The 16,426-nt window shown below is 28.4% G+C and carries 12 protein-coding genes; 11 read left to right on the top strand and 1 reads right to left on the bottom strand.

Translation table 11 applies throughout. The annotated features are described in order from the left end of the window. The first annotated feature begins 285 nt into the window (after positions 1-285). The 11 genes from H0I27_RS15465 (at position 286) to H0I27_RS15415 (ending at position 15,499) form a co-directional block, all read left to right on the top strand. Positions 286-822 (top strand): RNA polymerase sigma factor, encoded by a 537-nt coding sequence (locus H0I27_RS15465; protein WP_218731544.1) that lies wholly within the window; start codon positions 286-288, stop codon positions 820-822. A 160-nt stretch (positions 823-982) separates the two neighbouring features. Beyond that, complete coding sequence (locus H0I27_RS15460) at positions 983-2,101, top strand: FecR family protein (protein WP_218731543.1); 1,119 nt, start codon at positions 983-985, stop codon at positions 2,099-2,101. Between the two features lie 36 nt (positions 2,102-2,137). Further along, positions 2,138-5,503, top strand: coding sequence for a SusC/RagA family TonB-linked outer membrane protein (locus H0I27_RS15455; RefSeq protein ID WP_218731541.1), 3,366 nt, complete (start codon positions 2,138-2,140; stop codon positions 5,501-5,503). A gap of 11 nt (positions 5,504-5,514) precedes the next feature. Continuing rightward, complete coding sequence (locus H0I27_RS15450) at positions 5,515-6,921, top strand: RagB/SusD family nutrient uptake outer membrane protein (RefSeq protein ID WP_218731540.1); 1,407 nt, start codon at positions 5,515-5,517, stop codon at positions 6,919-6,921. Between the two features lie 30 nt (positions 6,922-6,951). Beyond that, positions 6,952-7,413 (top strand): hypothetical protein, encoded by a 462-nt coding sequence (locus tag H0I27_RS15445; RefSeq protein WP_218731538.1) that lies wholly within the window; start codon positions 6,952-6,954, stop codon positions 7,411-7,413. A gap of 3 nt (positions 7,414-7,416) precedes the next feature. Beyond that, positions 7,417-10,203 (top strand): pitrilysin family protein, encoded by a 2,787-nt coding sequence (locus H0I27_RS15440; RefSeq protein ID WP_218731536.1) that lies wholly within the window; start codon positions 7,417-7,419, stop codon positions 10,201-10,203. A gap of 26 nt (positions 10,204-10,229) precedes the next feature. After that, complete coding sequence (locus tag H0I27_RS15435) at positions 10,230-11,687, top strand: hypothetical protein (protein ID WP_218731535.1); 1,458 nt, start codon at positions 10,230-10,232, stop codon at positions 11,685-11,687. A gap of 79 nt (positions 11,688-11,766) precedes the next feature. Continuing rightward, positions 11,767-13,236, top strand: coding sequence for a calcineurin-like phosphoesterase C-terminal domain-containing protein (locus H0I27_RS15430; RefSeq protein ID WP_218731533.1), 1,470 nt, complete (start codon positions 11,767-11,769; stop codon positions 13,234-13,236). Positions 13,237-13,522: 286 nt separating this feature from the next. Beyond that, positions 13,523-14,923, top strand: a complete 1,401-nt coding sequence (locus tag H0I27_RS15425) for a tyrosine-type recombinase/integrase (protein ID WP_218731531.1) — start codon at positions 13,523-13,525, stop codon at positions 14,921-14,923. Between the two features lie 136 nt (positions 14,924-15,059). After that, the gene (locus H0I27_RS15420; protein ID WP_218731530.1) at positions 15,060-15,248 is read left to right on the top strand and encodes a hypothetical protein; all 189 of its coding nucleotides are present in this window, start codon (positions 15,060-15,062) and stop codon (positions 15,246-15,248) included. 59 nt (positions 15,249-15,307) lie between these two features. Beyond that, entirely contained in the window at positions 15,308-15,499 is a 192-nt protein-coding gene (locus H0I27_RS15415) for a hypothetical protein (protein ID WP_218731528.1), read from the top strand. A 41-nt stretch (positions 15,500-15,540) separates the two neighbouring features. On the opposite strand, the gene H0I27_RS15410 is transcribed toward H0I27_RS15415, so the two are convergent. Beyond that, the gene (locus tag H0I27_RS15410; RefSeq protein WP_218731049.1) at positions 15,541-15,900 is read right to left on the bottom strand and encodes an integrase core domain-containing protein; all 360 of its coding nucleotides are present in this window, start codon (positions 15,898-15,900) and stop codon (positions 15,541-15,543) included. Positions 15,901-16,426: the final 526 nt, after the last annotated feature.

The following is a 16,426-nucleotide window of genomic DNA, read 5'->3' as shown; positions in this document are numbered from 1 at the left end:
TTAAGATAATATCCTTATTAAAATAAAAAACTAATTATAATGATTCCGTAAACATTTAAAACGACAACTTTGGTTGTCGCTTTCCTTTTTATTCCATTTTTAATTATTAGAAAATAATAGCCCACAACAGTCAATATTTACTAGTAAACTTATTGAATTTTATAATATACTACCTATATTTATTTTTTTTTAAGAAAAAAACACATCAACTTTAATAATGATTGTTTAATCGTAAATAAACGTCGATTTTCTAGTGAATAACCCAAAAATATAAGTTTTTAATTTATGGATAACATAGAGACTATATATAAATTACATGTAGATGATTTGTACTCATATGGAATACACCTTGGCTTTGATGGTAGTTTAGTTATGGATGCTATTCATAATGTATTTCAAAAAATTCTACTTAATAAAAATTTAAATTACACCACAAATACCAAAGCTTATTTACTAAAAAGTTTGAGAAACGAACTTTTTGATGAATACAAAAGATCAAATAAGTTTTTAGCCTACGAAGAAGAAGTAAAAGACCTAAACTTTAGGTTAGATATAAATGTAGAAGATTTAATATTAGAGAAAGAATCTAAAAAATATTTAAAAAATAAAATTGAAAAGGTTTTAGAAAAATTAACATCTAGACAACGAGAAATTATATATTTCAGATACACTCAAAATTATAGTTACAAGGAAATTTCAGAGATTCTTGGAATTACTATTCCTGCATGTAGAAACCTCATATTAAAAGCATTAAAGGAATTACGAAAAAACGATGCAGGTAATTTTTACCTATTTTTAAACTACACTACTTCTATCTTATAAGGTAATTATATACCTATATTTTTCAAATCTTTTTTTTAATCAGTATACTTAGTTAACATAATTTTAACATTTAAATAGGTGATGAAATAAGAAAACATCTGTGTAGTATATGTAATCTTTATTTAAAAGAATAAAGACTTAAATAAATTATTAAAATTAAATGACTGTAAAAGATTTTTTAGAAAATGAAAAATTTATACTCTTTATGCTTTTTAAAGATAATGAGTCTATAAAACATTGGGATTTACACTTAAGTAAACACCCAGAAGATAAAATTCATTTTCAAAATGCTGAACATGAATTTAAAAAAATAAAACTTAATCCTTCGTCGTTACAAAAAAGCGATAAAGAAGCATTACATAAACGTATTTTTGAAGCCACTCAAAAAAGCAAAATAATCAAAATAAATAGAAAACGTAAATTTTACTCAGCAATAGCTGCATGTGCGTTAATTTTGATTTTAATAAAAGCTTACAATACAACTCCAAAAGATTTAGAAATTCCTAAAATTCTTGTAGAAAAATCCCTAGCAAAAACAGAAATAGAGTTAATAGCGAGCGGAAAAACATTCACACTTTCAAATAAAAAAACATTAACTGTAAGTAAAGAAGGAACAATTAATGCTGAAGGTAAAAGCCTAAAAGGAAGTGATTCTACAACCTATAATATTTTAAAAGTTCCTTTTGGAAAAAGAACAGAATTAGTTTTAGCTGATGGTTCTAAATTATGGGTAAACTCCGGTTCTACTGTGAAATTTCCTTCAAAATTTAATAAAAATAAAAGAGAAATTTATTTAGAAGGAGAAATTTATATTGAAGTTGCCAAAAATAAACTAAAACCCTTTAATGTTAAAACGTTAAACTTTGATGTAAACGTTTACGGAACTAGTTTCGACGTTAAAGCATATAAAGATAACGAGGAGCAAAGAGTTGTTTTAGTAGAGGGATCTGTTGGCGTTACTACTGTAGACAATATGAAAGCAACCATGCTTCCTAATGAGTCACTAGATATAACAGCATCAAAATTAATTAAGACAAATGTAAGTACTGAAACTTATACCTCTTGGAGAAGTGGTTATTTAATATTTGATGACAAACCATTAGAAGAAATTTTAATAGAATTATCTAGGTACTATAATGTAACTTTTTTAGATACAAAAAAAGAGCTAATCAATAAAAAATGTACTGGTAAAATCTATTTATCATCTAATTTAGAAGATGTATTAGAAACACTATCAACATTATCTAACAGTTCTTTTAAAATACATAACAACATTTAATAAATCATATTTAAGTTTAATAAGAAATATTATAGAATGAAAAAAACTCTTTTAATAAAGCTTAGTAATACAGTATTAGTAAATAAAAGGACGCTATATCTGCTACCTTTTCTAATATTTATAAATTTAGCTAGTTCATATGCCGCTACAGAAAATTTTCAAGTAGAAAAATTAACTTTAAATCTAAAAAACATTTCTATTAAAGAAATAATTAAAGAAATAGAAAGTAAATCAAGTTTTGTTTTTATTCAATCTGGTTTAAAAAAAGATGAATTAAACAAAAAAGTAAATTTAAACGTTGTAGATAAAACGATTTCAGATTTATGTGAGTCTATACTAACGGATACTACCATAAAGTACAAAATTATTAATAAACAAGTTGTTTTATACCATGTAGAAAAAAAGGAAAATATTATTAGTAGATTTTTTCAAGAATTATTTAGTATTTCCGGAACTATTACAGATGAAACTGGAGCACCAATAAGTGGAGTTACTATTGTTCTGAAAAAAGATCCTAGTATTTGGACCGTTACAGATTTTGATGGGAAATATAAACTGAGTGAAATACCAAAGGGAAGTATTGTTAAAGTATTAAGTATGGGTTTTTTAGACCAAGAAATAGTAATTACTGCTTCTGGTGTAAAAAACTTAGTTTTAAAAGAAGATATAGAGTCTTTAGATGAAGTAATTGTAACGAGTAATTACGGTACAGCTCAAAAGAAATCTAACTTAGTATCTAGTGCATATCAAATAAAATCAGAAGATATTGTTAACTTACCTCAACAACGTTTAGATAAAGTACTGGAAGGTGTAATTCCTGGTTTGGAAATAAATCCGCAAAGTAATGGTGCAGATAGTTCTAGGCCAAGATACTCGGTTACTATTAGAGGAGAAGCTTCTTTATCTGCCTCTAACGAACCGCTATGGATTGTAGATGGTATTCCTATTAATACAGGGAACAATACAAATCAAATTTTAGGAATAGAAACAAGCGTAAGTCCATTATCTTTCATAAATCCAGATGATATTGAATCGATGACGGTTTTAAAAGATGCTTCTGCAACTACTATATATGGGGCAGATGGAGCAAATGGAGTTATTTTAATAACCACAAAAAAAGGAAAAGCAAATAAAACCCAATTAAATGTGTCCTTAAGATCTGGTATCTCATTTATAAATAAAAATTCAAAGTTTAAGGTTTTAAATAGTGAACAATACCTTGAACTAGCAAAAGAATCTTTTTTAAATGCTGGAAATGACATTAACTATTTTCCTTTTACGGATAATGATATGAATGCCTATTCTACTACAAATACAGATTGGTATGATGTGTTTTTTGATGTTGGCTCAACATCTCAAATAAACTTATCTGCTTCCGGAGGAAGTGAAAAAGCTACGTATCGTATTTCTGGATCCTATTTTGCAAACAACATGACAGTAAAAGGTAACAAACAAGAAAGAATTACCTTAAATTCTAACAACACTGTTAATATATCAGATAAACTGAGTTTAGATTTCACCTTATTAGGTTCTTACAATATCAATTCCACTTTTACTCCTAATTCAGATTATTATGAGAATTTGCCTATAATATCGCCTTACAATGCGGATGGTACTTTTAGACAATACTATAAAATTATAGAAGGAAATAATCCTGATGGCTCTCCAAGATTCATTGAAAAAAGATTTTTTAATAGCGTTGCTGAACGTGAACAAAATGATAACGGTCAAAATGCTTTTTCATTTAAAAGTGCCGTGCAATTAAATTACCAAATTAATAATGATATCTCTTTAAGTTCACAATTTGGTGTTGATTATAATAATTATAATGAAAAACGCTATAACTCAATGTACAATTGGTCTGGAAACGACGTAACATTTACATACGATGGTTACGCTAATTCCTCATCTGCTAACTTTTTAAACTGGAATACCATTCACAGAGTAAACTATAACAAACAAATTGGCTTACATCAAATATCTGGTGTTGTAGGGATTGAATTAGGAGCAAATAAATACAACTCAACAAGTGCTTGGGGTAATGGTTTTATAAACGATCATATAAGAACAGTAGGTTTGGCTGCATTTTCAGACGGTTCAAGTAGTGAAAGCGAAACTACTAAATCTTCTTATTTAGCCCAATTAAGTTATAGTTATGATGACCGTTATAATTTAATTCTAAATGGTAGAAATGATGGGAATTCAAATTTTGGTACGAATGTACAACGTGCCAACTTTTTATCAGCCGGAGCGTCATGGAACATTCATAAAGAAGCATTTTTTGATAGTGATATAATTAATATTTTAAACATAAAAGCAAGTTACGGAACCAATGGTAATTCTCGCTTTGGATCCCAAGATCCTGATGGTATTTATTCTGTTAGTGACTCTTACCAATATGGTGGCGATTTAGGGGCAGGTATTTCATCGGGTGCCAACCCAGATTTAAGTTGGGAAACTACTTATTTACTAAACCTTGGGCTAAGAGTAGCTATGTTTAACAACCGTCTAGATATAAGTACGGAGGTTTATCGAAATAAAACTGTAGACTTAATCAGTAATTTTGATGCTTCCAGAACAACTGGTACCACCACTCTTGTTAGAAATTTAGGGGAAATTGAAAACAAAGGAATAGAAGTTACTTTAGAATCAAAAAATATACAAACCAATAACTTTAAATGGAATACAAGAATTATTACTAGTCACAACCAAAATAAGTTATTAGCACTATACCAAGATATTCCTAAAAACTCAGGTAATTATCGATTGGAAATTGGTAAAAGTACAAAAACATTCTATCTAATGGAATGGGCTGGCGTAGACCCACAAGATGGATACCCAATGTGGTATGACACAGAAGGAAACATCACTAAAGATTTCAGTTTAGATAATAGAGTCGCTAATAAAACTGAAGAAGCAGACTTATTTGGTAGTATGACAAATACATTTTCTTATAAAAATAAATTCAACTTTAGTATTACTACTGGCTATACAATTGGAGGTTATAGTTTTAGTTCTTTTGCTAGAGATGTAAATTCAGACGGATTAAATATTGGAGATGATAATCAATCTATAAACCAACTAGATAGATGGCAATCTGAAGGAGATCTAGCTTTAGCAACAATACCACTTTGGGGAGTTACTACAAGTTCAACTAGAAGCTCTACTCGTTTTTTATATAGTAAAACAAATGTAAAGATTCAAAATGCATCATTTAGTTATCTATTTAATAATAAGGTAGTTCAGTCGTTAGGCTTGCAATCTATGAGCGCATCATTAATAGGTAATAATTTATTGGTTTGGACACCTTATGATAAATCTAATAGAAATTCTTACAAAAATAATATAAGTGGTTATCCTTTAGAAACGGAAATTTCTTTAGGCTTAAACGTAACATTTTAAATAATAAAGACATGAAATATATAAAAACACTTGTTGTAATTTTCAGTTTTGTTTTACTAAATAGTTGTAGTGATTTTTTAGAAATTGATCCCATTGGAAAATCTACAACTCCTGTTTTCTTTTCTGATATGGATGGAATTAGAGGAGCAGTACCAGGAGCTTATGCTACTGTTTACGAATATTACGGAGAAGAATTCTTATTATACCCAGACGTAGCTTCAGATATGCTACAGGTGAATACCGTAGGAGAAACCTCTATGACATCTCAGTATAATTATTCATCAAACCCTGAAGAAGAAATAACAGCAGTTGGTAGTATATGGACCTATGCTTTTGAAGCATTAGCAAATGTAAATAATATTATAAAATACCAACCTTCACTGCTTGAAAAATATCCTGCAAACGAAGATGAATTGAGAATTATAAAAGCAGAAGCTTTGTTTCTAAGAGCATTGATACATTTTGATTTGGTTAGAGTCTATGCACAACCTTATAACTTTACTGCAGATGCTAGCCATTTAGGAATACCTGTATTGACTGATACTCCTAGTTCAGACGATAATGTTGCTAGAAATACTGTAAGTGAAGTTTATACGCAAATCTTAAAAGATTTAAAAGAATCTGAAGAAATTTACGGAGACGAAATAAGTGCTAGATCTAGTTATTATGCGACTAAAAATGCTGTACATGGCCTGTTAGCCAAAGTATATTTATATATGGAAGAATGGACAAATGCTGTTAATTATGCATCATTAGCAATTACTTCTACTCCGTTAGCAGAGGGAGACGATTACGTAAACATGTTTTTATATGCCATAGAAAATGATGAATCACTTTTTAAATTAAATGGAAAATTAAAAGAACCAGAAATTATCGATTTTTACGATTACGGAACTCCATTAGGTTATGCAGGCGATAAATTAATAGGTCTTTTAAATGAAAACCCAGACGATCTAAGGTTACAGTTATTAAATGAAGACACTTCCGGAACCTTAAAATACGCTAAAATAGATACCGATATTAACGATAGGTATTATAACATAATTGTTCTAAGAACGTCTGAAATGTATTTAATACGAGCAGAAGCTAATAATAATTTAGATAATATTGATCTAGCACTAGAGGATATTAAAACTTTACAAGCTCGTAATTATCAAAAGAGCGTAAGTGAAATTACAATTTCAGAAAACTCGAAAGAAACTTTAGCTGTTTTAATAGATAAAGAAAGATCAAAGGAGTTATGTTTTGAAGGAAATCGATTATATGATTTAACAAGAACAAAACAAAATATGATTCGTGATGATAATTCAACATCTACAGTAAAAGAAGTATTGTATCCAAATAGCTTATTTGTATTACCTATTCCTCAGAAGGAAGTGGATGTAAATTCAAGTATGATACAAAATGAAGGTTATTAAAATATTAATTATTAATTAAAAGTAAAAACCATGAAAAAAATACTACTACAAATATTGGTTGTTATTACTACACTAACTTCTTGTAATAAAGACGAAATTACGGTGTTTGATGAGCCATTTGTTCATATAAATTTTAATGATATTTCAATCTCTAATATTAACTCTAATAGAAAAGATATTGTTTCTTATTACATTTATTTAAGTTCAAAACCTTTGGATAAAGATATGCTTTTAGATTATTCTATTATTATTGGAGATGGTCTAAAAGAAGGCGTAGATTTTAAAATTTTAACAACCGAATATCCTTTAGTTTTCCCAATCGGAATTTACAGGAGACCTATTCAAATACAATGGTTAGATAATAATTTAGATGCTTCAAAAGACAATACATTAAAGATTAAGTTAGACTCCAATAATTTAAATATAAACATCGGTTTTCCTGGACCAGATGCAAATCAAAGTGAATTAATATTACAAAAAATAAATAGTTAATTAATGCGTTTAATAAGTCTTATCACATTCCTTATTTCTTTATCTAGCTTTTCTCAAGATTTAGTTCAAGATACTGCACTTGTAAAAAAGAAACTTCCTAATGGTTTAACTTATTATATTTATCCAACAGATAAAGTAAAAGGACAAGCAAACTTTAGATTATTTGTAAAAGTAGGTTCTTTGCAAGAAACAGAAAAGCAGCGAGGATTGGCTCATTTTTTAGAGCACATGGCTTTTAATGGTATTAAACATTTTAAGTCTAATGAATTAATAGATTTTTTAGAAAATAAAGGAGCAAAATTTGGGCACGATTTAAATGCACACACTTCTTTTGAAGAAACTATTTACAAACTTAAAATACCTACTAAACAAAATTCTGTAATAGATTCTACATTAACCATTATGTCTGATTGGGTAAATGGAATGTTGTTAGATTCTTTAGAGGTAGAAAAAGAACGAGGAGTCGTTTTATCTGAATGGCTTTCTAAACAATCACCTAAAAATAAAAACGGACAAGTATTTTTAAATACTTTGCTAAACAATTCTATCTATAGTCAAAGAACAGTAATTGGAGATACTGTAAGTTTGAAAAACTTTAAGTTAGAAGAATTAAAAGCTTTTTATAAAAAATGGTACGATCCTTCTTTAATTGCTGTAGCTATAACTGGTGATGTAACCCCTATTGAAATAGAAAAAATAATTATAGAAAAATTTTCTAGAATTCCTTCAAAATTTCCAACAGTTACTTTAGGTGAAATAAAGAATTACAAGAAGGATAGTTTAATTATTTACAGTGATAAATCTATTAAGAAAACAGAATTGAACTATATACAGCTTCAAGATGTTTTTAAAAATGTAAAAACTACAAAAGACTACAATACCTATTTAACACGTAATGTTCTTAATAAATTAATATCTGCTCGTTTAGGAAAGCTATCTTTTAATACAAATAGTTATAAAAAAGGAAGTATTAATATTAGTAACTTTTTAAAATCCAAAGGTGTTTTATTAGCTTCAGTAACATTAAAACCTAATACTACAATTGAAGGTATTAATGAATTTAACACACACTTTAAACAAATTTTTGAACATGGTTTTACAGATTTAGAAATAGAGAAAGTAAAAAAAACAATGTTAAGTTCTTTTAAAAGAACATTAAATGATAAAAACCCAATATCCGCATCAGGAATGATGAATCAAATGCATCAAGATTTTTTTAATGGAAATATGATTATTTCTTTAAAAGATGAATACAAATTGATGGAAGATTATTTTTCGAAGATAGATTCAGTTCAGCTTTTAAAAACTTTAAAAGAAAATAAGACGGAAGCACCTTTTCAGTACTTAATAACTACAAATAGTAAAAATTCAAAAAGTTTATCTACTAAAAAAGAACTTTTAAAAACGATACAAGATTTTAAAACTAAAAAAACAATAGCTTATCAAAACAATTTCTTTGTCCCTAAAAAGTTGTTGAAAACCACACCAAACATAGGAAGTATCAAGCGTATTGTAGCATTACCTCAAATAAATGCTCAAGAAATACAATTAGATAACGGTGCAAAGGTTATTTATAAAAAATCATTAACTAATAATGATGATATTTTATTAGCAGGTTTCAGAAAAGGTGGTTTTTATGCTATGGATAGCATTAATTATTTAAATGCTCAATATAGCGCGATGACAGTTTCTATGAGTGGTTATGATAATTTTTCTAGAGAAGCATTAAGTCATTTTTTAGCAGGAAATAGTGCGAAAATTCAGTTTTTAATAGATAAAACACGATCTGGTTTTTTTGGAAGCGCAAAAATTAAAGATATTAAAACACTTTTTGAACTATTCTATTTGAAAGCTACAAAACCAAGAGTAGATACTTCTCTTTTTAATAAATTAAAAGAAGCTTCTATTCTTAATATCACCAAAGATAAAAAAACAGAAAAAGAGTTATTTCAAGAAGATCTTAAATATTTAATTAGAGGTAAAGATTATACAACATCACCAAAAACAAAACAAGACATAGAAACAAACTTAAATGTCAATTCTATTATTCCTATCTATAATTCTTTTTTTGGTACAGCTAATAATTATGTATTGACAATTATTTCAAATAAAGATTTAGGTGATATTTTACCATATGTAAAAACATATATAGCAAGTATACCAAAAGGTAATGTAGATAACTCATACCAATACAGGCCAAAACCTATAATAAAGAAAAACATCAACTTTATAAGAAGCGGAAGTGAATCTCCAAAATCAACTTTTTCTTTAATCTACCAACAAGATAATAAATTACAAAATTTTGAAAGTGTAGAAATACAAAATCAAATTTTAGAAGCTGTTTTAAAACTAGAACTAAATAAACGCTTAAGAGAAGAAATGGGTGTTGTTTATGGCGTTTCTGTATCTATTAGTGACACAAAGCACCCTATACCTTTAAGCAGACAAACAATTGCCTTAGTTTGCAAACCATCAGATGTAGAAATTATAAGCGAGGAAGTTCAGTCTATATTAAATGGAATTGCTTCGGGAGAAATTGATTTTAATCAGGATTTAAAAAAGGTAAAAACAAACCTCATCAAAAATTTTAATATTAATAAACAAAAGAATTCATTCTGGACAAAAAACATACGTAATTTTTATTTTAATCAACTTAAAAACTGGGATTCTGTTTCAGATTATGAGAATGCTGTAAATAAAATTTCAGAAAAAGATTTAAGAAAAAAAACAAAAAAATATTTTATTAAAACCCCCAAAATAAAGGCGGTCTTACATCCAAAAGAGAATTAATTATAACCATTTAAATTTTTAGTATTATGAAAAAAACAATCAAATTTTTAATTGCTTTAACAGCAATATTTTCACTTACAGTTAGCTGTAGTTCAGATGATCCTGCAGAAGAAATAATACCTGCAGAAGTTGGCTTAACTAGTTTCGGTTTTTATGCAGAAGACAATGCAACAACTTTATTTGTAGATTATATTGTAAATGATCTATCAACTACAAACATTAGTGTTTCATTACCAAGTGAAACAGATTTAACATCTTTAGTTGCTCGTTTTACAACCACAGATGGTGACGTAGTAAAAGTTGGTGCTGTAAATCAAACAAGCGGAACAACAGCTAACAACTTTTCTGCATCAGTAGAATATCTTGTTTCAGAAGAAACTACTAATAAAATCTACACGGTAACTGTAGGTAAATTAGCTAGTTCAGTTTGGAGTTTACTATCAACATATAATGAAGATACAATTACAGAAACTGCATTACAAATAGATCCAACAACATCTACTCCTTATATTGCTTACATTAGTGACAGAGATTCTAGTAGTGATCAAAAAATGAACTTAATTAGTTTCGATGGAACTTCATGGAATAGAACTGGAGCTACAGATTTTTCTGACTTCAGAGCAAGTACTGTAGATTTAAAATTTAGCACAACAGGTACACCATATATCAGTTTTTTAGAATATACAGATATTAGACAAGCATCTGTAATGTCTTATGAAAATAACTCTTGGAGTTATGTTGGTAACACTCCTTATACAGATGTAAAAGCAGGAGCAAATACAGTAGCTATTACTAGTGATAATTCTTTATATGGTTTTTACACAAACGATGCAAGTGGAGACGACAATAGAAGAAGTGTTTTTGCTAGAGCTTATAATGCTGGAGCTTGGTCTGATTTTACAATTACAGGAAGATCTGGTTTAGCTAGAGCTGTAAAGACAAAAGTAATTGGAGACGTTATTTATCTTGCTGTTTTAGATTATGGTGAAGGACAAGCTATTTCTGTTTATAAATATGAAAACGGAGCTTGGACAACCCTTGCAGATAAAATGAAAGAAAGTGAAGAAAACACTATTTACTATTACAATGTTTCTATTGATGTAGATCAAAACGATAATGTATATTTAGCCTACTCAGAAGACAACGGAGATGAAACTGATTATCAATTAAGAGTAAAAAAATATGATGCTTCAACCTCTACATGGAGCACATTAGGAGACCTAATTGTAACAAGCAATACTAGAGATTTTGATCTTGCTGTAGATAAATACAATACAGCAATGTTATTTTATCAGAATGACAATAAAACTCCGGTATTTTTATCTTTTGATGGAGATATTAATAACTGGGGAGCACCAGTCGTATTTGCAGATGCAGATGCTAGTGACTTAAAAATTGAAGTAGCTCCCAACGGTTTATCTTATGCTTCTTACGTAGCAAATGATGTAATAAACTTATATAAATTTGATTCTCCTGAGAATTAAAATTTTAAATTATTTCTATTCATAAAGTAAATAAGCGGAGGTAATAACTTCGCTTATTTATTTTTATAAAACTAAAAGAATGGCCAATCTTAAATTTGTTACTATTTATTTTCTATTAATCGGTTTTTTATCGAATGCTCAAACAAATAATACTTGGGTAAACGGAACTATTTTTGTTAAAAATAAAAGGTTAAAACAGGTAATGGTATCTAATGGAGATACTATTGTTATGACAAATAAAAAAGGAGAATATAAAATACCTGTAAAAGAAGGACAAGTTCTTTTTCCTATTTTGCCATCTGGCTATGAATACTCTAATAGAAAAAAATGGTGGTTTAATATACCAGAACATTTAGAGCCTAACTCAACTATTAAAGTAGCATTTAATTTACAAAAAATTAAGGAGAATAAAAACTTTACATTTTTAGCTATTGGAGATATTCAAGTTGGAGATGATAAAGAATTGTTACAAGCAACTCAATCTGTAATGACGGAGTTGTTAAACAGAAAAGATTATGATTTTAGTATTTATTTGGGAGATTTAGTTAACGATTCCCCAGAGCTATTTACTCCTTTAAAAAAATTAATAGATGATATAGAACAACCATCTTGGGTGGTTTATGGAAATCATGATAGAAACTTTAAAGCAGGTAAAGAAAATCAATCTAATTTTTTTAGAGATAATTTTGGATCTGAAACCTATGCTTTTTTTCGAAATGACATTTTATTTGTATCATTAAACAGTATTACTCCAGAAGGCAAATATGGCTATAAAGGAATTTATCAAAAAAATCAAATTAGATTCTTATCACAACTATTAAAATCTGTAAAACCAGATCAACCGATAGTCATAAGTCAACACATTCCACTCGTAGGAATGAAAAATAAACAAGAACTTTTAAATATATTAAATCCGTTTAAAAATATTTTAGTTTTATCTGGACATACGCACACTGTATTTCAAAATGAAATAAAAATGTCATCAGGCAATGTAATTCACGAATTAACAGCAGGTGCAGTTTGCGGAAACTGGTGGACAGGTCAAAAAAATTGGCAAGGAATCCCTCTGTCTTTAATGAGTTGTGGAACCCCAAAAGGATATTTTGAAATTAATTTTAATAACGGTAATTATAAAATAAAATACAAAGGAGTTAATTTACCAAGCAATAAGCAATTTAGTGTTTGGTTAGGAGATTATAATTCTGAACCATTATCATCTTTATCAAAAAATAATGAATTTTATGTGAATGTGTTTTCGGGTTCAAAGCATACCAAGGTTTCTGTAAAATTAGCAAATAATGAAGTTGTTTATTTACAAAATGACCGTATCGTAGATCCTTTTGTTAATTATATAAAACGTTCACAAAAAGAAGGAAAAGGTCCTGATAAAAACAGTAAAAAATCACCTTATTTAAGAACAAAATCTAGACATATATGGAAAGGGATTTTTCCTGATAATTTTAAAAAAGGATATAATAAAATAGAAATTACAATAGAAGACCCTCATTTTAGAACTATTAAAGAGTCTTTTTGGGTATTAAAAAAATAGTAAGTAGTAGAGTAAATGTATTAGGTTTTTGTGAGCTATTTTTTTATTAAAGTTATTCAGGTTTATTTTAAAAATCACTACATTGCAACAAGAATAATACAATAATAATCTGAACTAGACTGAACACGTTTTAGAACACGATTTAAATAATAAAAAGGTTAAAATTCAGTAAATCAGTAATTTATCTGAACTCATAACCCGAAGGTCACTGGTTCGAGTCCAGTTCCCGCTACAAGGTTTAAAGCCAATAAAATCAACGGTTCGTGTTACACGAACCGTTTTTTTTATGTCTTTAAATTTCTTACTTTTACGTACCGTACACGAAAACGTACACGCTTTACCTATGAAACTGAATTATTCTGAGCCAAAAATCTACACAGGTGGAGTTGATATTTCTAGTTGGTCTAAACTTAATTTGAAAGAAAAAAAAGCTGCTTTGGATAAACCTTGGTATGTTTATTTCTCCTTTAGAAACCCTCAAACAAATAAATTAAAAAGGCAGCCGAATATAAAGGCAGGTGTAAATAAGTTGAAAACTAAAAGAGAGCGGTATGCTTTTTTAAGAACGATGCAAGAAGGGCTGTTGCAATTGTTAGATTATGGTTTTAATCCTTATGAAGATAATTCTGATTTAGAAAGTACTTTTTTGGGACAAGAAACAAAAGTAGTAACCGATAAAAAGGAGAATGTATCGATTTCTACTAAGGTAGAAAATCAAATAATTCCAAAAACACCACTAGAAACAGAAATTATAAAATCAGTAATTGCAGTTGAAAAAGTTGAAGAGACTGGTACTTCTATTGCGGACTGTTTAAAGTTAACTTTAGAGTTGAAAGTGAATATGATGAATAAGAATTCATATGTTCAATATAAAAGTAGAATAGGGCTTTTTGAAAAATGGTTGAAAGAGAGAGACTATTATAAGAACCCAATTACGTTTATTACTAAAAAAGTAGTGACTCAATATTTGAATGAAGTTTTAAAAAGGACTAGTGCGAGAAATCGTAATAATTCAAGAACAGACATTGCTTCTATGTTTCAAATTTTAGAAGACCATGAAATGGTCGCTCATAATTTTGTTAGGAAAATTCATGTGCTAAAATCTGTTCCCAAAAGAAATAAAACATATACACCACAACAAGAAAAGGAAATCTACAAGCATTTACAAGAAGTAGATGCCCATTTATTGCTTTTTGTAAAGTTTATATCTTATAGTATTTTAAGACCTATTGAAATTTGTAGGTTAAAAATTGAAGATGTAGACGTACAAGATAAAAAGTTGTACATCAAAGCGAAGAATAAGCCTGTACAGATAAAAATAATTCCAGAAATTTTATTAAACGATTTACCTGATTTATCTAATAAAGATCCCAAAGCATTTTTATTTGGTAGGTATGAAATTGGAGCAGAATGGAATGCACAAGAAACGAATAAGAGAAACGAGTTTACCGCTCGATTCAAAAAAATAAAAGACCATTTTAATTTAGGTGAAGAATACGGAATGTATGGTTTTAAGCATACTTTTATTACTAAATTATATCGAAAATTTAGAGAAAACATGTCTCAACATGAAGCGAAAAGTAATTTGATGCCAATCTCTGGACATGCAACAATGGTTGCATTGGAAAAATATTTACGTGATATTGATGCTGAATTACCAGAAGATTACTCTAAATTTTTAGCTTAGTGTTGGCTGTTAAAAAAAACAATCAGATTTTCTTTTAAAATAGGTGTCAAAAGCCGTTCAAAGCCAATAAAAGCTATTCAAAGGCATTCAAAGCCGAACAACTTAATTTTATAAAGATTCATTTTTGTGTTCTAATATGAATGCAGAAATCGTTTATCAAGTAGCAAAAGCACTTCCGAAAGAAGAGCAAAGATTGCTGTTTGATAAATTAAAGAAAGATTTTGCGATTGTATCTAAGCCTAAAAAACACAAACATAAGCCACTTTTAAGTACAGAAGATGCTTTAGAATATTTATTGAAGAATGTGTTTTCTAGGAAGCAATGAATCAAAAAAATATATAAAAATCGCGATTTACCTTAAATCGTATGTAAGCTTAAGTCAAAATGGAATCAAGAAACTATATCTGTAATTATTGTAGAAAGGAATATATACCTAAAAGAAGAGGTGTGCAAAAGTTTTGTAGTAATAGTTGTAGAGTAGGTTCTCATAACCTAGAGAAAAAGAAATCAAAAACAGGATTGGTTCCTGCACCACAAACAGTAAAATCAGAAATGTATTATACTGATATAGGTTGACCTTTTTTGGTCTAATTTATACCTTTTAAATTATTTATATTCTATATAACTAGTTCAGTCAAATTTACATTATTTCTTCGATATGATTTGTATTTGATGTTTGGATTTAAATGTACTTCTGCTGGTTTTCTTAATTCTAAGCTAAAATGGGTTCTTAAATTGTTGTAAATATATACAGCTTGTTTTGTTACTTCTTGAGCAATGGCAGTATTTTTAATGCAATTTCTAAGTCCATATTCATATTTTAAAGTTCTATTAATTCGCTCTGCAATTGCGTTTTCATAAGGATCATATTGTTCTGTCATGCTCATCATTATGCCATTTTCTTCTGCAAATGCTGTGTAAAGTAATGGCAATCCTTTTGTATTACATTTGCAATCCTTTTCGTTTTTGTAATGCAATTATTTATTTTGATGAGAATTTGTGTCGTCTTTGTGAATTTGTAGCAATTGTTTTTACTTTATGATAAACATTGCAGTGTAAGGTAGTAGCAATTCTTTTGTATTACAGTTGCAATCTTTTTTGTTTTTGTAATACAATAATTTATTTTGATATGGCTTTGTGTTGTTTTTGTGAATTTGTAGCAATTGTTTTTACTTTATGATAAACATTGCAGTGTAAGGTAGTGGCAATTCTTTTGTATTACAGTTGCAATCTTTTTTGTTTTTGTAATACAATAATTTATTTTGATATGGCTTTGTGTTGTTTTTGTGAATTTATAGCAATTGTTTTTACTTTGTGATAAAATTGCAGTGTAAAGTAATGGCAATCCTTTTGTATTACATTTGCAATCCTTTTTGTTTTTGTAATGCAATTATTTATTTTGATGAGAATTTGTATTGTCTTTGTGAATTTGTAGCAATTGTTTTTACTTTATGATAAACATTGCAGTGTAGGGTAGTAGCAATTCTTTTGTATTACAGTTGC

Origin of the sequence: Polaribacter sp. HaHaR_3_91, assembly GCF_019278525.1 — a bacterium.
Taxonomy (GTDB): domain Bacteria; phylum Bacteroidota; class Bacteroidia; order Flavobacteriales; family Flavobacteriaceae; genus Polaribacter.
This window is presented reverse-complemented; position numbering and strand designations above follow the sequence as displayed.